Genomic DNA, 22,316 nt, shown 5'->3' with positions numbered 1-22,316 from the left:
GTCGAGGTCTCGCGCCCGGGCGTCTAGGGCCGCCTCTCGATCCTCCAGCTCCCGCTCCCTGGCATCCAGCTCCTCGGACGTCTCGTCGAGTAGCCGGCCTCGGAAGCTCTGAGCGTTGGCCCTGTGTTGCTGCTCTTGCGCCTGACGGGCCAGCGCTTCCCGCTCGTCCGCCCGCTGTGACGACTCTCGGCGCGCGGCCGCCTGGCCCTTTTTGTGCGCCGTCAGCCCCACGTGGCGCTTGGGTCCGTCCAACCGCTCGAACGTGGCCTCGTAGCCCTCCGAGAGCAGCCGGGCGCGCATCGCGTCGTGGCGGGCCGCGTAGGCGTTCTGGGTCTGGGCTTTGTCGCGCGCCTTCCCACCCGCCAGCAGTACGGTCGCGTTCACCCGGCCGTCCTCCAGCGTGGGCACCAGGGCCACCTGGGCGTGCGGGTGCATCTCATCCCAGTGGATCGCCGCGTAGAGCTTCTGGCCCGTGGGGAACTGCTCCCAGGTTTCCTGGATCATCGCCTCCAACAGCCGTTCGGCCTCCTCACGCTCGGCCTCGGACATGTCTGCGCAAGTCCGCTTGGCCTGGATGCGGTATCCCTTCTCGTCCCGCCGGGGATCTCCGTTCTCGTCGCGCTCCCAGATCGGATCGCCCTCCTCGTCGAAGAGGTATCCGGTGCCCGTGAAATCCCCATCCAGCTGGAGCACGAACTCCAACAGGACAGACGCATCCTTGCGCCGCGCCTTGACCTTCTCAACGTATTCCCCGGTGCCCTTAATCTTGGGCCGGCCCTTCTTGTTCCGGACCACATTCCCATCTACATCGAGGACGGGTGCCATCTTCTGTTGACGGACGGTGTCCGGGGTGGACGCATCGAGCACGGCACGGAGACGGCGGCGCACCGTGGCGGCCGAGCTCTCACCGGTCCTCACTGCGCGCTCCTCGCCGGTCTCGGGGTCCCAGATGCGCAGCGTGTTGAGGCGGGTCCTCGACGGGTCAACACCCTCGTTGCTCTGGGTAACCCCGGGCTCGCGCACGTCGTGGTTGATGAGTCCCTGTGCGTCCGCCTCCGAGTATCCGCCCCACCGATAGGTCGTGCTCCACGCCACCTCTAAACCCCAGCCTTACCTGTCTCCGTCTGGTCTTCTCCATCATCGCGGGGCCCTACTTCGCCGCCCTTCGATGTGGAGCCTCTGACCAGTCTACGACAGGTAAGGCTAACCCAGTAGCCTTACCTAGTCACCGCTCCGCGCCTCCAAGGTAAGGCCTGGGCCCTCCGGGGGCCCTGCTGGGGCCGGGGCCTGAGCCCTGCCTCCTCGCTCGCTCGGAGGCAGGGCACGGCCCCGGGCAGCCCTGGCGGGCTGCCCGTCACGCCAGACCGGCCCAGGACCGAATGGCCTCGGCCTCGGTCCGGTCCACCCGCTCCAGCTGCACGCGCAGCCACTCCATCGCGGACCGGGCCTGGGAGGCCCGGTCCTGCTCGCGCACGATGGTGGCCACGAGCTCGACGTACTGCGCCGAGCCCCTGACCTGCCTCCCGGCCCGGGCCGTCTCCACGTCTCGGACTAGCCGCTCGCGGGCCGTGTTTGGGCCGACCGGGGAGACGTCCAGGGCTGCGTTCCGGGCTGACCCCGCACGCACGGCCGAGGCGGCCTCTTCCAGGTCCCGGACCCCGTCCGCCACGTCCTCGGCCACGTCATCCCAAGTGGTGCCGGAGCCCGTGCCTTCAAGGTAGATCACATCCACGGCACGGACGGCGGCGGCAAGATCGAGGGGCGCGCCATCCCAGGTTCGGCCCTCGTCCTCGGCGGCTGCCTGAGCCGTGAGGGTGTCCAGATCCCCGGACGAGAAATCCAGGTCCAGGGTGTCGGCCACCACGACGACGGCGCGCAACCGGCGGCGTTCGGCCTCGTAGCTCTCGTGGCAGCCCTCCTCGGCCCAGCGCAGGCGGGCGTGCTTCAGGGCGTCGGCAGCGGCCCGGGCCTGCTGCTGCCGGTCCTGCTCCTCCTGCTGGCGGGCCTCCTCGGCCGCCTGCCGGGACTCCTGCTCGGCCTGGGGAGCGCGGGCTGCGGCGGCCTCCGGCTCGGCCTGTCGGGCTGCCTCTCGTGCGTCCTCGGCCGCCCACTGCGCCGCCTGCTGCGCCAGGGTGTCCCACGCGCTGACCGAGCGACGGACGTACAGCTCGGGGTGTTGCTCGGCCACCTGACGCGGGGTGCGCAACCCCCGGGCGACGTCCCCGAGCAGCTGGGTCAGACTGACGCGTTCCGGGGCGCCGACCAGCCCCTCACGGGTGCTCAGCGCGTCCACGTCGGAGCGCCAGTCGTAGCCCCGTGAGGCCAATACCTCAGAGTCTTCATACCTAGCCTTGTGGGCCTGGCTCGGGTGCTCGTGGGTGAGGTAACGAGCAGCGCGGGCCAGCTCGCGGCCCTCGTGCACGCCCGCGTCCTCGCCGTCGGGGATCACTGTGTAGGGCTGCACGATCACATCCACCGGGAACAGCCGGCGGATCTGGACCTCGGTGCGGGGAGTCTTCCGGTCGTAGATGTAGACGTGACCGTGCGCGTCTGCGCCGTCTCGGTCATGCAGGATCGCCACAGCGTCCGCGCTCGGAAGTGCAGAAGCCCAGGCAACAGCCGAAAGCAGGTGGGGAGTAGTGAGCCGCTGGCCCACCACAGACCATCCGCGGTACCGCCGGCGGGAAGCATTCTTCGGCATCGAGTTCTCGTCTCTCTTGGTGCCTGAACCTCTCGACGTTGTTGCGCCGGGGGGTTACTTTTTCGCGCTGGAAGTTGAATACCTGCGCCTGTACACACCTGTGCACAGCCGTACACAGCCATACACAGGGCAGATTCCCATCAGGGATGCCTCTCCCGCGCGCGTGATTACGCCGATTTCGGAGGGGCCGTACACAGTGTGCACACCGCACACACCACTTTCTTGGCGGAGGGCTGCGTAGCTTCGCGTCGGCACGCTTCAACGGGCACCGCCGAGAGTCGTCGTCTGCGACTCGACCCAGGCCTCAAGGTCCGAGAGGCGGTAGTAGACACGAGCGCCGGGACGGCCGGACCGACGGAATGCCGGGCCTCGGCCCTGGGCCCGCCAGTTGCGGAGCGTCTGGGGGCTGATCGCCAGCCAGGCGGCGGCCTCGGGGCTGGTGAGGTTGGGAGCCTGTGCGGCGGTAGCGGGGGACGGGGAGGAAGAGCGGGGCATAGGGGGTCTCCGGTAGCCGCCTCGCTGCCTGCGAGGCGTCACCGGGGCCAATCGGCGCCCCGGCCCGGGGGCCATCCCCTCAGGCTAGGTAGGCGGTCCCGCTCCGTCGCGCGGTCCCGTGGCGCTGTGCGCCAGACGACCAATCCCATGCCGCCCCAGGCTCTCCCTCCGGGGCCGCAGGATAGGCCGCCCCGACGCTGTGCGTCATCAGGATTGGTGCCAGTATACCCGGTTTGACTTGAACCAGCAACAAGAAATACGGTCTAGGCATGACCTCCAGCACGCGCCGCAAGGCGGCATCAACCCGGCTTGAGCCGGGCCAGCACTCCATCGAGCGGAACACGCCCCGCAAGCGGCCGGACGGAGGGCCCTACGTCCTCGACTGGTCCGTCCGCCTCTGGTCCGGAGCGCTCGTCGAGAAGAGGAGCCAGGCGGCCACGGTCGGCGAGGTCCGGGCGAGGGCTCGGAGGACAGCTGAGGAGCTCCTGGCGACCGGCGGGGGTGGGGCCTGGCGGTCGACGACCAAGACTCGCGAGTACGTCGAGGCGGTCTCGCGGCCATTGATCGCTGACGGGAGCCTGAGGCCGAACTCGAAGACCCGGTACCTCTTCGCGCTCGACCTCCTGCTCGGCGACTGCCAGGCGCACAAGCACACGGCCGGGCTCGGCGAGCTCCCGCTGGCCGACGCCTCGCGCTTCCGGGCCCTTGAGAAGTGCCTGCAGGAGATTGCGAGGAGCCATGGATCCGAGACCGCACGGCAGGCCCGAGGCGTCGCCTCGAAGTACATCCTCGGCCAGCTCGTCCGTGACGACCTCGTCCAGGGGAATCCCTTGCACGGGGTCGACATCGACCTGTCCGGCGGGCGGCCGCGCGGGCGGGCCCGAGGCGGCCGGGCGCTCTCTCGGGAGGAGTATGCGGCCGTCATGGGACGTCTGTTCGCGCTCGACCCGGCCGAGGGGGTCGAGGCGCCGAAGCGAGGCCGGTGGTCGCTTGAGGATCGGGTTGCTAAGCAGGCGGCTGTGGTGGACCTGACGCTCCTTCAGATGTCGACGGGGCTCAGGCTCTCGGAAGCCCTCGGCGTCACGTGGGCGGACACCTCGGACCGCGGCGGACAGATGAACCTCACCGTCTCTGCCGAGCTCTCCAAGACGCACAGGGCGCGGACGGTTCCCGTCCTCGCGGGGGCGGTCGCGGACCGCCTCAGGGAGCGCCGGGACGCGGCGGGCGGGGCTGGGCACGTCATCGCCGCCCCGGCGGGCGGGGGAGGGGCTTGGGACCGCGCCAACGCCTCCAAGGCGGTCGCCGCGCTCTATCAGGAGCTTGCGGAGCAGCTGGGGATCGACCTCTTGCGGACGGCGCGGACGCACGTGTGGAGGGCCACGTTGAACTCGTTGCTGCTGAACGCGGTCCCGGAGGTCCAGCGCGCCGCCTACTTCGGTCACGACGCGGCCGTGAACCGGTCGGCTTACACCGACGTGACCGACACGTCTGAGATGGTCGCGGCAGCGAGGGCCCTCACCGGAACTACGGGGGACACTACGGTCTAGTAGACGGACACTACGGTCTACTCCGGGACACTCCGGGATGCGGGGGGGCGCAACATTGCACAAAACGTGCAGAGTCTGGAGCCTAACCTGGGGCGATGCAAATAATGGTATCTAATCCCTGGGTCGCGGGTTCAAGTCCCGCACGCCCTACAGAAAACGGCCCCCGGCCGCGCGGTATGGCGCGGGCCGGGGGCCGTCGTCGTGCCGGTGCTCAGTAGCGGGCGGCCACCGCGAGCATGTCGGACTTCATGATCGTCGTGGAGGTGAACACTAGGCCCGCGTCCTCGTTGAGGGCGTGGGCGAGCTGGCCGCCGCCCATGTACATGGCCGTGTGGTAGATGCGGCCGGTGGACTGGTTCGCATAGAACACGAGGTCGCCGGGCTGGGCCTGGGAGATCGGCACGTAGGACTTCGCGGCGAGGTACTGGTCGCCGGCGCGGCGCGGGATGGAGATGCCGGCCCGGGCCATGGCCTGCTGGGTGAGGCCGGAGCAGTCGAAGCCGGAGGGGCCGTTGCCGCCCCACACGTAATAGGAGGACGGGTTCCGGACGGCGGAGCGCACGTAGTCGACGGCAGCCTGCTTGGACGCGGGCGCCGGCGCAGGGGCGACGGCGGGGGCGCTGGAGGTGGAGACCGAGGTGGTCTTCAGGACCATCCCCGGGTGGAGCATGGTCGAGGAGCTCATGCCGTTGATGGACTGCAGGATCGAGGCGGACACCCCCGTGCGGTAGGAGATGATCCACCAGCCGTCGCCGGCCAGCACGGTGTAGGTCGAGCCCGAGGTGGACGGCGCCGGGGCCGGGGTCGGGGTGGCAGTGCCGGAGGTCTTGAGGACCATGCCGGGATGCAGCACGGTCGCGGCGGTCATGCCGTTGAGCGACTGCAACCTGGACATGGAGACGCCGGTGCGCTGGGCGATGATCCACCAGCCGTCGCCGGAGCGGACGGTGTAGGCGGTCTCGGCGGCCTGGGCGGTCTCGGCGACGGACACGGTGCCGACGCCGGTCAGGGCGGCGGCGCCCAGGGCGAGGGCCACGGAGGCGGCGGCGGTGCGGGGGGCGCGACGCACAGCGGCGTGCGAGGAGGTCACGGACATCGGATCTTCTTCCCGGACAGGACCTGCGGCCCATGAGGGCGGTGCCTCCGGGCGATGCCCGGAACGAGGCCGGACCGCGGGTGCGAGTTGACGAGCAGTGCGGATGACCGGGTACGCGAGGACGCGGAGGAAGCCCCGGTGTGGCGGATCGGCTGTAACCGATCCGTGATCAAGATACACGATCGTTATCGAAACGCAATCAGAAATCCGGATGACGTCCAGGTGGCCGATCGGCGCTCGACGCGCCCCGGTCGGCACCTACCGTGCGCGGCTGTCCCCGCCCCTCTCCGGCGCGGCGCTAGCGTGGTGCGGGTGAGCCCCTCCCGCCCCCTGCGCCTGCTGATGGACGCCCGCTACACCCGCACCGACTTCCACGACGGCATCTCCCGCTACGGCGCGAGCCTCATCGAGGCGGTCGCCCGCCGGACCGACGCGCCGGGCCCGGAGGGGGCCGACGTCGAGGTCGAAGTCGCGATGCTGATCTCGGACGAACGACAGCTGGCCCTGCTCCCGGACGGCGTGCCGTGGCACCTCGTCTCCGGCCCCACCTCCCCACGCGAGCCGTTCGTGGCCCGTCAGGTCGCGCGCCTGCGACCGGACGTCGTCTTCTCGCCCATGCAGACCATGGGGTCGTGGGGGCGGGACTACGCGCTGATCCTCACGCTCCACGACCTCATCTACTACGAGCACCGCACCCCGCCGCGGAACCTGCCCGAGCCGATCCGCTGGCTGTGGCGGGCCTACCACCTGACCAAGACCCCGCAGCGGCTCCTGCTCGACCGCGCGGACGCGGTCGCCACGGTCTCCCGGACGACGGCGGAGCTCATCGACCGGCACCGCCTCACCCGGCGTCCGGTCCACGTCATCGCCAATGCGGCGCAGACGGTACCGGAGCCGCGTGACCCGGACGAGACCCCGGACCGCACGCTGCTCTACATGGGCTCGTTCATGGACTACAAGGACGTCGAGTCCCTCGTGGCGGCCGCGCCCCTGCTGCCGGGCTACGCGCTGCACCTGCTCTCCCGCATCAGCCCGGAGCGCCGCGGGCAGCTCGAGGCCCGGCTGGCCGCGCGCCGCGCCGCCGCGGGGGCCGCCGGCGCGGACGTGGTCTTCCACGACGGCACCGACGAGGCCGAGTACGTGCGCCTGCTCCGCCGGGCCACCGCGGCCGTCACCCTCTCCCGCGCCGAGGGCTTCGGCCTGCCCGTGGCCGAGGCGATGGCCCATGGCACGCCGGTGGTGTGCTCGGACCTGCCGATCTTCCGCGAGATCGCCGGCGCGGGCACCCCGTCCTTCCGGGGTGTCCCGCTCGAGGGGGACCGGGCGGCCGCGCTCGCGGCCCGTGTGCGGGAGCTCGAGGACCCCGCCGAGTTCGCCGCGGCCTCCCGGGCGAGCGTCGCTCAGGCGGCCCGGTTCAGCTGGGACGAGTCCGCTCGCCGACTCCTGGACCTCACGGCCGCGCTGGGTGCGGCGCGGCGTGCGGCCAGAGCACGGACGGACCGCTCCAGCCGATGAGCACCAGCGGGTCGAGGTAGCGATCGAAGGCCGCGTCCCCCACCCGCCAGCCGTCGGGCTCCCGCACGCCCCAGTGCACGCACGCCCGCGTGCAGTGCGGTGGCGCCCCGGCCAGTCGCCCCACCGGGTCGCCTGCGGCGACGACGGCCCCCACGGCGACATCCGCCTCCACCGGCTCGAGCGAGCTGCGGGTCCCGTCCTCGTGCTCGAGGGTCAGCACGGGGCGGTCGACCACGACCCCGGCGAACACGACTCGGCCCGCCGCCGGTGCCCGGATCGCTGCGCCGGACGGCACGGCGAGGTCCACGCCCCGGTGCCCCCGACCCCACGGTCGCTCGGGCGCGACGAACGCGCGGAGCACGTCATCCGGGGCGGCGCCGGCCACGGGCGCGTGCCACGCGACCGGCGCGGCCGTCGATCCCGGACCTGCCGGGGACGCCGCGACGAGCAGCAGCGCGTCGCGCCCCGACGGTGCGGACGTGGCCCGCGGCACGGCGTCGAGGCCGCCCACCCCCAGGGCGAGGACGAGCCAGGCGAGCAGGGCCGCCGCGACGCACCCCGCGATGTGCGGGCGCGGGAGCGGACGGGGGAGGTGGGTGCGTGGGGTCATGGCGACAGCCTGGCGTCCCGGGCGGCCGCGTGGCGGGCCCGCAGTGCGATCGTGGAGAGCGCCCGCCGCACCGGTCCCTGTGCAGGAGTCGGCGATGGGAGCGGTCGCCCACCTGGGGTAGGATTCACCTCAGCGGTGTCCTGTGGCCGGCCCAGTGCTATGCCCCGGACACCGACTCCGCGCATCGCGGTGGGTCGCTCCAGCGGCCCAGCCCCCACGCTCGGTCCCGTCCCCGCCGTCCTCCTGGAGAGGGCGTCGGCGCGGGTGCTCGTGGGGCCCGGCAGCCCGCCGTCGTGATGCCAGGGGCCGCCCGACCGGGCCGGCCGCCAACCGTCAAGAAATCGACCGGCAGACCGCCCGCGCGTGAAGCGCGGGGTGTCACGGCTGCCACAGAAGGGAACGTCATGCCCGTCGTGACCATGCGCCAGCTCCTCGACTCCGGTGTCCACTTCGGCCACCAGACCCGCCGCTGGAACCCCAAGATGAAGCGCTTCATCTTCACCGAGCGCAACGGCATCTACATCATCGACCTCCAGCAGTCGCTGTCCTACATCGACCGCGCCTACGAGTTCGTCAAGGAGACCGTCGCCCACGGCGGCACCATCCTGTTCGTCGGCACCAAGAAGCAGGCCCAGGAGGCCATCGCGGAGCAGGCCGGCCGCGTGGGCATGCCCTACGTGAACCACCGCTGGCTCGGCGGCATGCTGACCAACTTCTCCACCGTCTCCAAGCGCGTGCAGCGCATGAAGGAGCTCGAGGAGATCGACTTCGAGGACGTGGCCGGCTCGCAGTTCACCAAGAAGGAGCTGCTGCTGCTCAACCGTGAGCTCGAGAAGCTGCAGGCCAACCTCGGCGGCATCCGCAACATGGCCAAGACCCCCTCCGCCGTGTGGGTCGTGGACACCAAGAAGGAGCACCTGGCCGTCGACGAGGCCCAGAAGCTCGGCATCCCGGTCGTCGCCATCCTGGACACCAACTGCGATCCGGACGAGGTCGCCTACCCGATCCCGGGCAACGACGACGCCATCCGCTCCGTGAACCTGCTGACCCGCGTGGTCGCGGACGCGGTCGCCGAGGGCCTGATCGCCCGCCAGGGCGGCAAGTCCGGCCAGGCGGCCGCCGAGCCGATGGCCGAGTGGGAGCGCGAGCTGCTCGAGCAGCACAACGCCCAGCAGGCCGAGCAGACCGAGGCCCCCGCCGCCGAGGCACCGGCCGAGCAGGCCGAGGCCCCCGCTGCCGAGGCGCCGGCCGAGCGGGCCGAGGCCCCCGCCGCCGAGGCCGCCCCGCAGGGCGAGTGATCCCGGCCGGTCCGTCGGCCCGGCCTCACCCGGCCGGGCCGACGGACCGGATCAGACCCCGAACATCCCGCACAACCCACACCACGGGAAGGACCGAACGAGCATGGCGAACTACACCGCTGCTGACATCAAGGCCCTGCGCGAGCGCACCGGCGCCGGCATGATGGACGTGAAGAAGGCTCTGGACGAGGCCGACGGCGACGCCGAGAAGGCCATCGAGATCATCCGCGTGAAGGGCCTCAAGGGCGCCACCAAGCGCGAGGGCCGCTCGGCCGCCGAGGGCCTCGTGGCCGCGACCGTCGAGAACGGCGTCGGCGTCATGATCGAGCTCAACTGCGAGACCGACTTCGTGGCCAAGGCCGACAAGTTCATCGCCCTGGGCGACGTGGTGCTGCGCGCCGCCGTCGCCTCCGGCGCCACCGACGTCGACGGCCTGCTGGCCTCCGAGCACGAGGGCCGCACCCTGGGCGACTACGTGACCGAGGAGGGCGCCCTGCTGGGCGAGAAGGTGGCCGTGCGCCGCCTGGCCCGCGTGGAGGGCGCCTACGTGGACGCCTACCTGCACAAGACCTCCAAGGACCTGCCGGCCCAGGTGGGCGTGCTCCTCGCCGTGGACGCCGACTCCGCCGACGCCAAGACCGCCGCGCACGACATCGCCGTGCACACCGCGGCCTACTCGCCCACGTACCTCACCCGTGAGGACGTGCCGGCCGAGACCGTCGAGAACGAGCGTCGCATCGCCGATGAGACCGCCCGTGCCGAGGGCAAGCCGGAGCAGGCCCTGCCGAAGATCGTGGAGGGCCGCCTGACCGGCTTCTTCAAGGAGATCGTGCTCGTGGACCAGCCGTTTGCGAAGGACCCGAAGCAGACCGTCGGCAAGGTCGCCTCCGACGCCGGCACCAACGTCACCGGGTTCGCCCGCTTCCGCGTCGGCAACTGACCGCCGCACCCGGACCGGCCGCTCCCGGTCCACGCCCCGCGGGGGCGTAGGATCGGGAGCGACCCGAGGTCCACTCCGGCGCCGGATGGCGCCGACGACCATCGCATGACGGGGTGGCCGCCCCGACCGGGCGGCCACCCCGTCCGCGTGTCCGCCCCCGGGACGGCCGTCCCCGGCCCGACCCCCCACCGACCAGGAGATGCTTCCCATGGAGACGAACCGCGCCCCCGAGGACCCGACCACCGCCCACGCCCCGCAGACCTCGGACGACACCGGCCGCCGTCGCGTGCTCCTCAAGCTCTCGGGCGAGGTGTTCGGCGGCGGCAAGATCGGCGTGGACCCGGAGACCGTCCGCGGCATCGCCGAGCAGATCGCCGCCGCGGCGGACCAGGTGGAGATCGCGATCGTCGTCGGCGGCGGCAACTTCTTCCGTGGCGCCGAGCTGTCCGAGAACGGGATGGACCGCCGTCGGGCCGACTACATGGGCATGCTCGGCACCGTGATGAACTGCCTGGCCCTGCAGGACTTCCTCATCCAGGCCGGGGTCACCACGCGCGTGCAGTCCGCCATCCACATGGAGCAGGTGGCGGAGTCCTACATCCCGCTGCGCGCCATCCGCCACATGCAGAAGGGCCGCGTCGTGATCTTCGGCGCAGGCACCGGCCTGCCCTACTTCTCCACGGACACCGTGGCGGCCCAGCGTGCCCTCGAGGTCGGGGCGGACGAGGTCCTGATGGCCAAGTCCGGCGTGGACGGCGTCTACACCGCGGACCCCAAGAAGGACCCCACCGCCGAGCGTCTCACGCACCTGACCTACGACGAGGCGCTGCTGCGGAACATCCGCGTGATGGACCTGACCGCCATGACCATGTGCAAGGACAACGACCTGGACATGCGCGTGTTCGGCATGGAGGGCCCGGGCAACGTGACCCGCGCCCTGCTCGGCGAGCCGATCGGCACCACCGTCACCGTCTGAGGCGCGCCGCGTAGGATGGCTGCAGACCTGTTCCACCACACCGAGGAGACACCGTGATCCAGGAGACCCTGCAGTCCGCCGAAGAGCAGATGGACCGCACCATCGAGGCCACGCGTGAGGACTTCGCCTCCGTGCGCACGGGCCGCGCCAACCCGGGCCTCTACTCCAAGGTGATGGTCGACTACTACGGCTCGTTCACCCCGCTGCAGCAGCTGGCGTCCTTCACCACCACGGACGCCCGCACGCTGCTCATCACCCCGTTCGACCAGTCGGCCCTGCGCAACATCGAGAAGGCGCTGTCCGAGTCCGAGGTCGGCGCGAACCCGTCCAACGACGGCAAGGTCATCCGCATCGTGATGCCGGAGCTGACCGAGGAGCGCCGCAAGGAGTACGTGAAGCTGGTCAAGTCCAAGGCGGAGGAGCACAAGATCTCCGTGCGCAATGCCCGCCGCAAGGCCAAGGAGGCCATGGACAAGGCCGTCAAGGACGGCGAGGTCGGCGAGGACGAGGGTGCCCGCGGCGAGAAGGAGCTGGACGCGCTCACCAAACGCCACGTCGAGCTCATCGACGAGATGGCCAAGAACAAGGAGCAGGAGCTGCTGGAGGTCTGAGCCTCCCGCCGTCCGCGCTCGCCCCATGACCTCCGCCGTGTCCACCTCGCCCGCACCTCCGCGCGGCGGCCGCGACCTCAAGTCCGCCGTCCTCGTGGGGGTGGGGCTGCTGGCGACGGCCCTGGTCGGCCTCTTCTGGCTCGACTGGCTGCTGGTCCTCCTCGTGGTCGCCCTGCTGGTCGGCGCGGTGTCCGAGATCGCGACGGCGGTGCGCGGCATCGGCCTGGACGTGCCGCGGCCCCCGCTCTGGGTGGCCGCGGCGGTCCTGCCGCTCACCGCGTGGCGGTGGGGGGTGCCCGCGCTGTTCATCGCCCTGGTGGCATGCCTGGCGCTGGTGGCCGTATGGACGGCGCTGACGCGGCGGCGTCCGGCGGGCCAGTTCATGCTCGCGGGCGTGTTCATCGTGCTGTGGGCGCCGTTCCTGCTCTCCTTCGCCGCGGCGCTCCTGGACGAGCCGCTGGGGCACCGCATGGTGGCGGTCCTGCTGCTGATGGTGGTCTCCAACGACACGTTCGGCTACATCGTGGGCTACCGCTTCGGCCGCACCCCGATCGCCCCGCGCATCAGCCCCAAGAAGTCCTGGGAGGGCCTGGCCGGCTCCCTGACGGGCTCGGTGCTGGTGGGCGTCGTCGCCGTCCCCCTGCTGGTCGGCCAGCCGTGGTGGATCGGCGCCGTCCTCGGCGTGACCACCGTCGCCGCCGCCACCTCGGGGGACTTCTCCGAGTCCATGGTCAAGCGTGAGCTCGGCATCAAGGACATGTCCTCCGCCCTGCCCGGCCACGGCGGCGTGATGGACCGCCTGGACTCCCTCGTGTTCGCCTCACCGGTGGCCTACACCGTGCTGGCGCTGCCCCTGACCTGATCCACCCCTCGACCCGGCACGGCCGGGACCCGCACCGCAGGAGACGCCCATGACCCCCCGCACCACCCCGGACACCGAGCCGGTCTTCGAGCTCGTCGAGCAGGACGAGATCGGCTACGAGACCACCCACGTGGACGCCTTCATGGCGCGTGCCCGTGAGGCGCGCGACGGCGGTGCCCCGCTGACGGCGGAGGAGGTGCGCCAGGCCCGCTTCGCGACCGTCAACGGCGGCTACGCCACCGACGAGGTGGACGACGAGCTGGACCGTCTGGAGGAGGAGCTGGCCGCCGCCGAGCGTCAGGCCTTCGTCGCCGAGCGCGGGGACGAGGACTGGGCCGCGGACCTCGAGGAGCGCGTGGCCGAACTCGTGGCCCGCGCCGATCGGGCCCCGGCGGAGCGCTTCCGCCGCCCCTCCCGCGCGGACGCCGTGAGCTACGACGTGGACCAGGTGGACGCGCTCGTGGACCGCCTGCGCGTCACCCTGGCCGGCGCGGAGGGCTCGACGGATCCCGACGCCGAGGGCGGGCTGACCGCGGACGACGTGCGCCGCGCGTCGTTCGGCGAGGCGGAGGGTGCCGCCGGCTACGAGGAGGGCCAGGTCGACGCCTACCTCGACGCCGCCGTCGACGTGCTGCTGCGCCGCGCCTGACACCCGGCCCTCGCGCGGCGGCCCCGGGCAGAGTGGCGCAGATCACACTCACGTGAGTACAATCGCACCACCGAGACGCCGCGCGCTCCACCCCTGCTCGCGCATGCGTACAGCTCCCTCGCCCCGCACCGTGGGCGTCGATCGGAAGGCAGTGCAGTGACCCTCGTGGACCACACCCGTCCCACCGGCGGCCGATCCGCCGGCTCTCCGCCCCCGGCGGGCCCGGCCGAGGCCGTGGCGCTCCAGGTGCTCGACGCGGAGGGCCGCCGCCGTCCACAGCCGGAGCTCGACCCGTGGATCGAGGACGTCGACGCCGACGCCCTCGCCGCGCTGTACCGTCAGATGGCCGTGGTCCGGCGCCTCGACGTCGAGGCCACGCACCTGCAGCGTCAGGGCGAGCTGGCCCTGTGGCCCCCGCTGCTGGGCCAGGAGGCCGCCCAGGTGGGCTCTGCCGTCGCGTTGCGCCCGGACGACTTCGTCTTCCCGTCCTACCGCGAGAACGGCGTGGCCCTGCTCCGCGGCGTCCCCGCGCTGGACCTGCTGCGCGTGTGGCGCGGCTCCACCTTCTCGGGCTGGGACCCGAATGAGACGCGGGTGGCCACCCAGCAGATCATCATCGGCGCCCAGGCGCTGCACGCCGTCGGCTACGCGATGGGCGTCCAGCGGGACCAGGCGGACGTCGCCACGATCGTCTACTTCGGCGACGGCGCCACGAGCCAGGGGGACGTCAACGAGGCCATGGTCTTCAGCGCCTCCTACCAGTCGCCCGTGGTGTTCTTCTGCCAGAACAACCACTGGGCCATCTCCGAGCCCGTGCGCCTGCAGACCCGCCGCAGCATCGCGGACCGCCCGTGCGGCTTCGGCATCCCGTCGATGCGCGTGGACGGCAACGACGTCCTGGCCGTGCTCGCCGCGACCCGCGCCGCCGTCGAGCGCGCGGCCGACGGGGGCGGCCCCACCTTCATCGAGGCCGTCACCTACCGCATGGGCCCGCACACCACCGCGGACGACCCCACCCGCTACCGGGACGACGGCGAGCTCGCGGCCTGGAAGGCCCGTGACCCGCTGACCCGCGTGGAGGCACACCTGCGCACCCTCGACGTGGACGTGGACGCCGTGCTCGCGCAGGCCCAGACCGAGGCCGACGAGTTGGCGGCCGAGGTCCGCCGCGCCCTCGAGGCGCTCGAGGAGGACGGCGCGGACAGGCTGTTCGACGAGATCTACGCGGAGCCCCACCAGGAGCTCGAGCGGCAGCGCCGCGAGCACGCCCTCTACCTGCAGCAGTTCGGCGACGAGGAGGCGGGCGCGTGAGCGAGCGCATGACCTTCGGCCGGGCGATCAACCGCGGCCTGCACCGTGCCCTGGCCGACGACCCCAAGGTCCTGCTCATGGGCGAGGACATCGGCGCCCTCGGCGGCGTGTTCCGCATCACCGACGGCCTGCAGGCCGAGTTCGGCGAGGACCGGGTGCTCGACACCCCGCTGGCCGAGTCCGGCATCGTGGGCACGGCCATCGGCCTGGCGATGCGCGGCTACCGGCCCGTCGTCGAGATCCAGTTCGACGGCTTCGTGTACCCGGCGTTCGACCAGATCGTGGCGAACCTGGCCAAGCTGCGCGCCCGCACCCGTGGCGCCGTGCCGATGCCGGTGACCATCCGCATCCCCTTCGGCGGCGGTATCGGCTCCCCGGAGCACCACTCCGAGTCGCCCGAGGCCTACTTCCTGCACACCGCGGGCCTGCGCGTGGTCTCCCCGTCCTCCCCGCAGGAGGGGTACGACCTCATCCGCGCCGCGGTCGCCTCGGAGGACCCGGTGGTCTACCTCGAGCCCAAGCGTCGCTACCACGACAAGGGCGACGTGGACCTGGACGTCGCGATCCCGCCGATGAGCCCCGCCCGCATCCTGCGCGAGGGCCGGGACGCCACGCTCGTGGCCTACGGCCCGCTCGTGAAGACCGCCCTGCAGGCCGCCGAGGTGGCGGCCGAGGAGGGCGTCGAGGTCGAGGTGGTCGACCTGCGCAGCCTGTCCCCGCTGGACACCGGCCTCGTCGAGTCCTCGGTGCGGCGCACCGGCCGGCTCGTCGTGGCGCACGAGGCCTCCCGCACCGGCGGCCTCGGCGCCGAGCTCGTGGCCACGGTGGCCGAGCGCGCGTTCCACTGGCTCGAGGCCCCGCCGGTGCGCGTCACCGGCATGGACGTGCCCTACCCGCCGTCCAAGCTCGAGCACCTGCACCTGCCGGACCTCGACCGCATCCTCGACGGCCTGGACCGTGCTCTGGGCCGGCCGAATTCGCTGGACTCCGTGGACGCGTTCGCCGCCCCCGAGACCGCCGAGCAGTTCCTCGCCGCCCAGAACGCCGGGGAGGAGACCCGATGAGCCAGAAGACCTTCCGCCTGCCCGACCTCGGCGAGGGCCTGACCGAGTCCGAGATCGTGACGTGGCGCGTGGCCGAGGGCGACGCGGTGAGCGTGAACCAGGTGCTCGCCGACGTCGAGACGGCCAAGGCCGTGGTCGAGGTCTCGAGCCCGTTCGCGGGCGTCGTCGCGGCCCTGCACGGCGCCGAGGGCGAGACCCTCGAGGTCGGTGCGCCCCTGGTGACCTTCACCCTCGAGGGCGCCGAGCCCGACGTCGGCGGGCCCGCCGAGGGTGACGGCCGCGTGCCCACCCTCGTCGGCTACGGCGCCGCGCCGGACACCGGCAAGCCCGGCCGCCGTGCGCGGCGCGGCTCCGCGGCCCCGGCGACGTCGGCCGCCCCGGCGGGCGAGCCCGCCCGCGGACAGGCGCCGTCCACGTCGGAGGCGGCCCCCGCCGGCGCCGGGCGCCCGCAGCCCGAGGCTGCCGAGCCCGCCCGCGCGGACGCGGCCCCGGAAGCGGTGCGGGGCGCGGCGTCGGGCGAGCGGCCCCGCTGCACCCCACCCGTGCGCCTGTACGCGCGCCGCGCGGGCGTGGATCTGGAACAGGTCACCGGCACCGGCGTGGGCGGGGTCATCACCCGCGCGGACGTCGAGGCGTTCCTGGCCGGGGGCGGGCAGCCCGCGGCCGCGGCGACGCCGCCGCAGTCCGGCGCCGAGTCGGGCTCGACCGGGGGCGTCCGCACCCTGGGCGGCCGCCCGCGCACCGAGGCCGTGCCGGTCAAGGGCGTGCGGAAGGCGACGGCGGCGGCCATGGTGCAGTCCGCGTTCACCGCCCCGCACGTGACCGAGTTCCTGCAGGTGGACGTCACCGAAACCATGGAGCTGCTCGCCGAGCTCAAGGCCTCCCGCGAGTTCCGGGACGTCAAGCTCACGCCCATGACGCTCGCCGCCAAGGCGTGCCTCGTGGCGATGGAGCGCACCCCGGACGTCAACGCCCGCTGGGACGAGGCCGCCGGCGCGATCGTGCAGCAGAACTTCGTCAACCTCGGCTTCGCCGCGGCCACCCCCCGCGGGCTGATGGTGCCGAACGTCAAGGACGCCCAGGCGATGAGCCTGAGGGAGCTGGCCGACGCCATCCGCGACCTCACCGGACTCGCCCGCGAGGGGAAGCTGTCCCCGGCGGACCTGGCCGGCGGCACCTTCACGCTCACGAACGTCGGGGTGTTCGGCGTGGACGCGGGCACCCCGATCATCAACCCGGGCGAGGGGGCGATCATCGCGATCGGCCAGGTCCGGAGGATGCCGTGGGAGCACCGCGGTGAGATCGCCCTGCGGGACGTCATGACGCTGTCCCTCTCGTTCGACCACCGCTTCGTGGACGGCGAGCAGGGCTCGCGCTTCCTCGCAGACGTCGGCGCGATCCTGCGCCGCCCGGGTCTGACCCTGACCATGGTCTGACGGCCCCGGACGCGCCGCGGCCCCGCCGCCCGGGCACCGGGAGGCGGGGCCGTCGTCGTGGCAGGCCGGTGCGGCCGCGGGCACGGCGGGGGCCGCCGGGCGTGCTCAGTCGGCGGCGGGCAGCACCATCACGAGCTCGGTGATGACCTCGGCGCGGGCGTTGGAGAAGACCTTCTCCTCGCCGACGGTCTCGAAGCCGCGGCGGGAGAGCACCTTCACGGAGCCCACGTTGTCCTCGGGCACGTGCGCCCGCAGCGGGCGGGCGGTGTGCTCCTCGAGGAACCGGTCCACGGCCGCGGTCGTCAGGCCCAGGCCCCAGTAGTCCTGCGCGGTCCAGAAGGACAGCTCGCCCACGCCGTCCTGCTGGGTGCACACGAGCGCACCCACGGCGCGGCCCTCGTGCTCGATGGTCCGCACGACGGTGTCCTCGTCCCCGAGCAGGTGGGCCCAGTGGTAGTCGAAGACACCGCGGTCCCGGGGGTTGCGGGGGGCGAAGGCGGACATCAGGTTGGCCTGCTCGTCCTGCTGGTGGAGGAAGAACTCGTCCAGATCCTCGGGTCGGACGTCACGAAGAAGCACGGCGGTGGACCTCTCGGGGCGGGGTTCGACGGCGTCCGCCGTCGCGGGTACCGGCCACCGTATCACCGGGCACGACACCGGCCCGCCGGTCCTGTGCCGCCCGCTCAGTCCCCGCCGGGCAGCGGCCCGGGGGCCGTGGCCGCGGCCCAGGCCATGGCCACGAGGGTCGCGCGGCGGGCCGCGCGGTCGGCCGCGGTGCGCCGCACCGAGCGGGGGGTGGAGTTGAGCAGGCCCAGCACGGCCTGGGCGCGGAACACGGCGGTGGCCTGGTCCTCGTGGGGGTGGACGACCTGCAGCTGGCGTGCCCACACGTCGATGTAGGCGCGCTGGGTGCGCGTGATGGCCGTGCGCGCGCCGTCGGGCAGGGCGGACATGTCGCGGTCCTGCACGCGGATCACGTCGCGCTGGGCGAGGGCGAAGTCCGTCTGGAAGCCGATGAGGGCCCGCAGGGTCTCCGCCCCCGGCGCGTGCTGCGCCTCGGCGGCCAGCCCGCCGTCCAGCAGGTCCTGTGAGGCCGTGTCGAGGATCGCCGTGAGCACGGCGGCCTTGCCGGCGAAGTGGCGGTAGATGGCGGGGCCGCTGATCCCGACGGCGGCGCCGATGTCCTCGAGGCGGACCGCGTCGAAGCCCCGGGCCGCGAACAGTCGCGCCGCGGCCGCGAGCAGGTCCACCCGGCGTCGGGCCTTGGCGGCCTCCCGGGCGGTCGGCGGGGTCGCCGGGGCGGCGGGGGACGCGGGATCGGCGGCGGGCATGGGATCCACTGTAGGACGGGACGAGGCGCGCCGGGCGCCCGGTCGACGTCAGTGACGATCGTCACTACACTGAGGCTCGGTTCAGTTAGTCGTCATTCACTGAAGGGGGTCCCATGACCGCCAGCACCCCGGCCCCGGCCGCGCAGTCCGCGCCCACCGTGGCCGAGCGCAACGCGGCCGGCCACGCCCGGCTCGAGCAGGAGCTCGCCGACCTCGTCGCCCGCACGTCGCTCGGCGGGCCCGAGCGCTCGCGCGAGCGCCACACCGGCCGCGGCAAGCTGCTGGTGCGGGACCGCATCGACGCGCTGCTCGACGAGGGCTCGCCCTTCCTCGAGGTCGGCGCGCTGGCCGCGCACGGCCTGTACGACGGGGACAGCCCCGCCGCCGGCGTCGTGGCGGGCATCGGCCTGGTCCACGGCCGCCTCGTGATGGTGGTGGGCAACGACGCCACCGTGAAGGGCGGCACCTACTACCCCATGACGGTGAAGAAGCACCTGCGGGCCCAGGAGATCGCCCTGGAGAACCGCCTGCCGTGCATCTACCTCGTGGACTCCGGCGGCGCGTTCCTGCCCCGCCAGGACGAGGTCTTCCCGGACCGCGAGCACTTCGGCCGCATCTTCCGGAACCAGGCGCTGCTCTCCTCGCAGCGCATCCCGCAGCTGGCCGCGGTGTGCGGCTCCTCCACGGCGGGCGGCGCGTACGTGCCGGCCATGTCGGACGAGACCGTGATCGTGCGCGAGCAGGGCACCATCTTCCTCGGCGGCCCCCCGCTCGTGAAGGCCGCGATCGGGGAGGACATCTCGCCCGAGGACCTCGGCGGCGGCCGGCTGCACGCCGAGCGCTCCGGCGTCGCGGACCACCTGGCGGACGACGACCTGCACGCCATGCAGATCCTCCGGGACATCGTGGCCACCCTGCCCCCGGCCGAGGCGCCGGCCTGGGAGGTCGCCCCCGCCGCGGAGCCCGCCAAGGACCCGGCCGAGCTGACCAGCGTCGTGCCCGTGGACGTGAACACCCCCTACGACGTGCGCGAGGTGATCGACCGCCTCGTGGACGGCGGCTCCGTCCACGAGTTCAAACCCCTCCACGGCACCACCCTGGTCACCGCGTTCGCACGGATCGACGGCCATCCCGTGGGTGTCCTCGCCAACAACGGCATCCTGTTCGGCGACTCCGCCCGCAAGGGTGCGCACTTCATCGAACTGTGCGACCAGCGCGGCATCCCGCTGCTGTTCCTGCAGAACATCTCCGGCTTCATGGTGGGCCGGGACGCGGAGGCCGGCGGCATCGCGCGCGACGGCGCCAAGATGGTCACCGCCGTCGCCACCGCCCGCGTGCCCAAGCTGACCGTGGTGATCGGCGGCTCGTTCGGCGCCGGCAACTACGCGATGTGCGGCCGCGCCTACTCACCCCGCTTCCTGTGGATGTGGCCGAACGCGCGCATCTCCGTGATGGGCGGCCCGCAGGCCTCCTCCGTGCTCACGCAGATCAAGCAGGACCAGCGGGCCGCCGCGGGGGAGGAGCCGATGTCCTCCGAGGAGGTCGAGGCCTTCCAGGCGCCGGTCCGTCGGCAGTACGAGGACCAGGGCAGCCCCCTGTACTCCACCGCCCGCCTCTGGGACGACGGGGTGATCACCCCCGGCCAGACCCGCCGGGTGCTCTCCCTGGCCCTCGACGTCATCTCCCGTTCCCCGCTGCCGGACTCCCGGTTCGGCCTGTTCCGCATGTGAGGCACCCGTGACCGAGAACCACGCCCAGGGGACGCCCCTGTTCGACACCGTGCTGGTGGCCAACCGCGGCGAGATCGCCGTGCGCGTCATCCGCACCCTGCGCCGCCTCGGCATCCGCTCGGTGGCCGTGCACTCCGACGCCGACGCCGACGCGCGGCACGTCCGCGAGGCGGACACGGCGGTCCGCCTCGGCCCGGCTCCGGCCCGCGAGTCCTACCTGGACATCGACGCCGTCGTCGACGCCGCGCGCCGCACCGGCGCCCAGGCCGTGCACCCCGGCTACGGCTTCCTGTCCGAGAACGCCGACTTCGCCCGCGCGCTGGAGGCGGCCGGCATCGTGTTCGTGGGCCCTCCCGTGGGCTCGCTCGACGCGATGGCGGACAAGATCCGCGCGAAGGAGACCGTGGCCGCGTACGACGTGCCGGTGGTCCCCGGCATCCAGGACCCCACGCTCACCGACGCGCAGATCACGGCCGAGGCCGAGCACGTCGGCTTCCCGCTGCTGATCAAGCCCTCCGCGGGAGGCGGCGGCAAGGGCATGGTGGCCGTGCGCGCCGCCGAGGAGCTGCCCGGCGCCCTCGCCTCGGCCCGACGCACGGCGCGCTCGGCGTTCGGCGACGACACCCTGCTGCTCGAGCGGCTCATCACCGCGCCCCGGCACGTCGAGGTGCAGGTGTTCGCGGACGCCCACGGCGCCACCGTGCACCTGGGTGAGCGCGAGTGCTCCCTGCAGCGCCGCCACCAGAAGGTGATCGAGGAGGCCCCCGCGCCCCTGCTGACCGGGCTGGCGCACGGGGCCGAGCTCCGCGAGCGCCTGGGCCGGGCCGCCGTGGACGCGGCCGTGTCCGTGGGCTATCGCGGCGCCGGCACCGTCGAGTTCCTCGTCTCGGACGAGAACCCGGACGAGTTCTTCTTCATGGAGATGAACACCCGCCTGCAGGTGGAGCACCCGGTCTCCGAGGAGGTCGTCCGGGTGCGCGGACAGCGCCTGGACTTCGTGGAGCTGCAGCTGCGCATCGCGGCGGGGGGGCCGCTCGGCTTCGCCCAGGAGGACGTGACCCTCGACGGCGCCGCCGTCGAGGCCCGCGTCTACGCGGAGGACCCCGCGAACGGCTTCCTGCCCTCCACCGGGCCGGTGCTGCGCTGGCGCGAGCCCGCCGGCGAGGGCGTCCGCGTCGACACGCTCCTGCTGCCCTCCCGGCCGGCCGAGGAGCGCGCGTTCGGCTCCGGACCGCAGACTGGCCCCGCCGCCGGCGCCGTGGACCCCGTGGACGTCGACGGCGCACAGCCCGAGATCACCGGCTTCTACGACCCGATGATCGCCAAGCTCATCGCCCGTGGCGCCGACCGCGCCGAGGCCCTGGACCGGCTCGACGCCGCGCTCGCGGACACCGTGCTGTTCGGCGTCCGCTCCAACCTGGGCTGGCTGCGCGAGCTCGCGGCCCGCGAGGACGTGCGGACCGGCCGGCTCACCACCGAGCTGATCGACGGCCTCGAGGCGTGGACCGCCCCCGCGCTGCCCGAGGACCTCGCCGCGCTCGCGGCCGAGGCCCTGGCCGACGTGTCCGAGGACGCGGCCGCCGCCGAGCACCGCGCGGCCGGCACCGCGTGGGCCCGGGCGGACGGCTGGCGCGGCGCGGGCGCCCCGCAGCCCGGGATGCGCGTCCGGGTCGGGGACGAGGACCGCATCCTCACCGCCCCCGCCGCCGACGCCGAGGTGGACGAGGACGCCGGAGCCCTGGCGGGCGTCAACCTCCTGGCCGGTGACCCGCGGGACCCGCGCTCAGCGTGGCTGCACCGCGACGGCGCCGCGTGGCAGGTCCGCCGCCTCACCCGGGCCGAGGTGGTCGAGGCCGCCCGCGCGGCCGCGGCCGCGCGTCGTGCCCCGGCCGGCGCAGCGTCCCCCGAGGCCCGCACGCCCATGCCGGGCACCGTCGTCGCCGTGTCCGTGGCCACCGGGGACACCGTGGCCGCGGGCCAGGAGCTGGCGGTGGTCGAGGCCATGAAGATGGAGCACCCCGTCACGGCCGCCGTCGCCGGCGTCGTGACCGTCCACGTCGCCGAGGGCGACCCCGTGGCCGCGCAGGCGTTGATCGCCGTCGTCGAGCCCGCCGAGCACGCAGCACCCGAAGAGAACGCCTGAG

At 73.0% G+C, this 22,316-nt stretch carries 20 protein-coding genes; 13 read left to right on the top strand and 7 right to left on the bottom strand.

From position 1 onward, the window contains the following. The 3 genes from ACUJ8O_RS01620 to ACUJ8O_RS01610 all read right to left on the bottom strand — a co-directional run. Positions 1-1,095: plasmid recombination protein (locus ACUJ8O_RS01620; RefSeq protein WP_445373094.1), on the bottom strand; the 1,095-nt coding region annotated here is incomplete at its 3' end. A 259-nt stretch (positions 1,096-1,354) separates the two neighbouring features. Next, entirely contained in the window at positions 1,355-2,581 is a 1,227-nt protein-coding gene (locus ACUJ8O_RS01615; protein ID WP_445373093.1) for a hypothetical protein, read from the bottom strand. A gap of 378 nt (positions 2,582-2,959) precedes the next feature. Then, positions 2,960-3,196 (bottom strand): helix-turn-helix domain-containing protein, encoded by a 237-nt coding sequence (locus ACUJ8O_RS01610; RefSeq protein ID WP_445373092.1) that lies wholly within the window; start codon positions 3,194-3,196, stop codon positions 2,960-2,962. 269 nt (positions 3,197-3,465) lie between these two features. Here ACUJ8O_RS01610 and ACUJ8O_RS01605 point away from each other — a divergent pair, with 269 nt between their 5' ends. Further along, positions 3,466-4,743: a tyrosine-type recombinase/integrase gene (locus ACUJ8O_RS01605; protein ID WP_445373091.1), complete on the top strand. Its 1,278-nt coding sequence runs from the start codon at positions 3,466-3,468 to the stop codon at positions 4,741-4,743. 211 nt (positions 4,744-4,954) lie between these two features. On the opposite strand, the gene ACUJ8O_RS01600 is transcribed toward ACUJ8O_RS01605, so the two are convergent. After that, complete coding sequence (locus ACUJ8O_RS01600) at positions 4,955-5,839, bottom strand: LysM peptidoglycan-binding domain-containing C40 family peptidase (RefSeq protein WP_036339471.1); 885 nt, start codon at positions 5,837-5,839, stop codon at positions 4,955-4,957. A gap of 312 nt (positions 5,840-6,151) precedes the next feature. Between ACUJ8O_RS01600 and ACUJ8O_RS01595 the strand changes: the two genes are divergently transcribed. Then, the gene (locus tag ACUJ8O_RS01595; protein ID WP_080694985.1) at positions 6,152-7,354 is read left to right on the top strand and encodes a glycosyltransferase; all 1,203 of its coding nucleotides are present in this window, start codon (positions 6,152-6,154) and stop codon (positions 7,352-7,354) included. Here ACUJ8O_RS01595 and ACUJ8O_RS01590 read toward each other — a convergent pair. Further along, positions 7,290-7,964 carry a peptidoglycan DD-metalloendopeptidase family protein gene (locus ACUJ8O_RS01590; protein WP_445373090.1) on the bottom strand — a complete coding sequence of 225 codons (675 nt, stop codon included), beginning with the start codon at positions 7,962-7,964 and terminating at the stop codon, positions 7,290-7,292. The two genes, ACUJ8O_RS01595 and ACUJ8O_RS01590, sit on opposite strands and share 65 nt — an antisense overlap. 404 nt (positions 7,965-8,368) lie before the next feature. Here ACUJ8O_RS01590 and rpsB point away from each other — a divergent pair, with 404 nt between their 5' ends. The 9 genes from rpsB to ACUJ8O_RS01545 all read left to right on the top strand — a co-directional run bounded on the left by rpsB (position 8,369) and on the right by ACUJ8O_RS01545 (position 17,111). Further along, a complete protein-coding gene (rpsB, locus tag ACUJ8O_RS01585) occupies positions 8,369-9,262 on the top strand; it encodes a 30S ribosomal protein S2 (protein WP_377681183.1) in 894 nt (297 codons plus the stop codon). A 103-nt stretch (positions 9,263-9,365) separates the two neighbouring features. Further along, on the top strand, positions 9,366-10,202 hold the full coding sequence (gene tsf, locus ACUJ8O_RS01580) for a translation elongation factor Ts (protein WP_445373089.1): 837 nt from the start codon (positions 9,366-9,368) through the stop codon (positions 10,200-10,202). Between the two features lie 208 nt (positions 10,203-10,410). Next, a complete protein-coding gene (gene pyrH, locus ACUJ8O_RS01575) occupies positions 10,411-11,178 on the top strand; it encodes a UMP kinase (protein WP_002857706.1) in 768 nt (255 codons plus the stop codon). A 53-nt stretch (positions 11,179-11,231) separates the two neighbouring features. Next, positions 11,232-11,789 (top strand): ribosome recycling factor, encoded by a 558-nt coding sequence (frr, locus tag ACUJ8O_RS01570; RefSeq protein ID WP_036314042.1) that lies wholly within the window; start codon positions 11,232-11,234, stop codon positions 11,787-11,789. Positions 11,790-11,814: 25 nt separating this feature from the next. Then, complete coding sequence (locus ACUJ8O_RS01565) at positions 11,815-12,651, top strand: phosphatidate cytidylyltransferase (protein ID WP_445373088.1); 837 nt, start codon at positions 11,815-11,817, stop codon at positions 12,649-12,651. Positions 12,652-12,700: 49 nt separating this feature from the next. Further along, positions 12,701-13,300, top strand: a complete 600-nt coding sequence (locus tag ACUJ8O_RS01560; RefSeq protein ID WP_041105097.1) for a DivIVA domain-containing protein — start codon at positions 12,701-12,703, stop codon at positions 13,298-13,300. A 156-nt stretch (positions 13,301-13,456) separates the two neighbouring features. Continuing rightward, positions 13,457-14,611: a pyruvate dehydrogenase (acetyl-transferring) E1 component subunit alpha gene (gene pdhA, locus ACUJ8O_RS01555; protein ID WP_445373087.1), complete on the top strand. Its 1,155-nt coding sequence runs from the start codon at positions 13,457-13,459 to the stop codon at positions 14,609-14,611. Between the two features lie 8 nt (positions 14,612-14,619). Then, positions 14,620-15,675, top strand: coding sequence for an alpha-ketoacid dehydrogenase subunit beta (locus ACUJ8O_RS01550; protein WP_169577983.1), 1,056 nt, complete (start codon positions 14,620-14,622; stop codon positions 15,673-15,675). Further along, positions 15,672-17,111 (top strand): dihydrolipoamide acetyltransferase family protein, encoded by a 1,440-nt coding sequence (locus ACUJ8O_RS01545; protein WP_445373086.1) that lies wholly within the window; start codon positions 15,672-15,674, stop codon positions 17,109-17,111. Before ACUJ8O_RS01550 ends, ACUJ8O_RS01545 begins: the two co-directional genes overlap by 4 nt. Before the next feature lie 105 nt (positions 17,112-17,216). Here the strand turns inward: ACUJ8O_RS01545 and ACUJ8O_RS01540 are convergent, their stop codons facing one another. Together ACUJ8O_RS01540 and ACUJ8O_RS01535 are read right to left on the bottom strand one after the other, a co-directional pair. Continuing rightward, positions 17,217-17,690, bottom strand: a complete 474-nt coding sequence (locus ACUJ8O_RS01540; protein WP_196773892.1) for a GNAT family N-acetyltransferase — start codon at positions 17,688-17,690, stop codon at positions 17,217-17,219. Between the two features lie 104 nt (positions 17,691-17,794). Further along, positions 17,795-18,442 carry a TetR/AcrR family transcriptional regulator gene (locus ACUJ8O_RS01535; RefSeq protein ID WP_115165226.1) on the bottom strand — a complete coding sequence of 216 codons (648 nt, stop codon included), beginning with the start codon at positions 18,440-18,442 and terminating at the stop codon, positions 17,795-17,797. Positions 18,443-18,555: 113 nt separating this feature from the next. Here ACUJ8O_RS01535 and ACUJ8O_RS01530 point away from each other — a divergent pair, with 113 nt between their 5' ends. Together ACUJ8O_RS01530 and ACUJ8O_RS01525 are read left to right on the top strand one after the other, a co-directional pair. Continuing rightward, entirely contained in the window at positions 18,556-20,172 is a 1,617-nt protein-coding gene (locus tag ACUJ8O_RS01530) for a carboxyl transferase domain-containing protein (protein WP_155933420.1), read from the top strand. Between the two features lie 7 nt (positions 20,173-20,179). Beyond that, entirely contained in the window at positions 20,180-22,315 is a 2,136-nt protein-coding gene (locus ACUJ8O_RS01525; protein ID WP_445373085.1) for an acetyl/propionyl/methylcrotonyl-CoA carboxylase subunit alpha, read from the top strand. The last annotated feature ends 1 nt before the right edge of the window (position 22,316 follow it).

Source organism: Micrococcus sp. EWR3.9.1 (genome assembly GCF_052615555.1).
This window is presented reverse-complemented; position numbering and strand designations above follow the sequence as displayed.

Coding starts and splice junctions, on each gene's coding strand:
- ACUJ8O_RS01550 (WP_169577983.1), top strand. CDS start 14,620: ATGACCTTCGGCCGGGCGATCAACCGCGGCCTGCACCGTGCCCTGGCC.
- ACUJ8O_RS01560 (WP_041105097.1), top strand. CDS start 12,701: ATGACCCCCCGCACCACCCCGGACACCGAGCCGGTCTTCGAGCTCGTC.
- rpsB (WP_377681183.1), top strand. CDS start 8,369: ATGCCCGTCGTGACCATGCGCCAGCTCCTCGACTCCGGTGTCCACTTC.
- ACUJ8O_RS01590 (WP_445373090.1), bottom strand. CDS start 7,964: ATGACCCCACGCACCCACCTCCCCCGTCCGCTCCCGCGCCCGCACATC.
- tsf (WP_445373089.1), top strand. CDS start 9,366: ATGGCGAACTACACCGCTGCTGACATCAAGGCCCTGCGCGAGCGCACC.
- ACUJ8O_RS01600 (WP_036339471.1), bottom strand. CDS start 5,839: ATGTCCGTGACCTCCTCGCACGCCGCTGTGCGTCGCGCCCCCCGCACC.
- ACUJ8O_RS01530 (WP_155933420.1), top strand. CDS start 18,556: ATGACCGCCAGCACCCCGGCCCCGGCCGCGCAGTCCGCGCCCACCGTG.
- ACUJ8O_RS01610 (WP_445373092.1), bottom strand. CDS start 3,196: ATGCCCCGCTCTTCCTCCCCGTCCCCCGCTACCGCCGCACAGGCTCCC.
- ACUJ8O_RS01535 (WP_115165226.1), bottom strand. CDS start 18,442: ATGCCCGCCGCCGATCCCGCGTCCCCCGCCGCCCCGGCGACCCCGCCG.
- pyrH (WP_002857706.1), top strand. CDS start 10,411: ATGGAGACGAACCGCGCCCCCGAGGACCCGACCACCGCCCACGCCCCG.
- ACUJ8O_RS01545 (WP_445373086.1), top strand. CDS start 15,672: ATGAGCCAGAAGACCTTCCGCCTGCCCGACCTCGGCGAGGGCCTGACC.
- ACUJ8O_RS01605 (WP_445373091.1), top strand. CDS start 3,466: ATGACCTCCAGCACGCGCCGCAAGGCGGCATCAACCCGGCTTGAGCCG.
- ACUJ8O_RS01565 (WP_445373088.1), top strand. CDS start 11,815: ATGACCTCCGCCGTGTCCACCTCGCCCGCACCTCCGCGCGGCGGCCGC.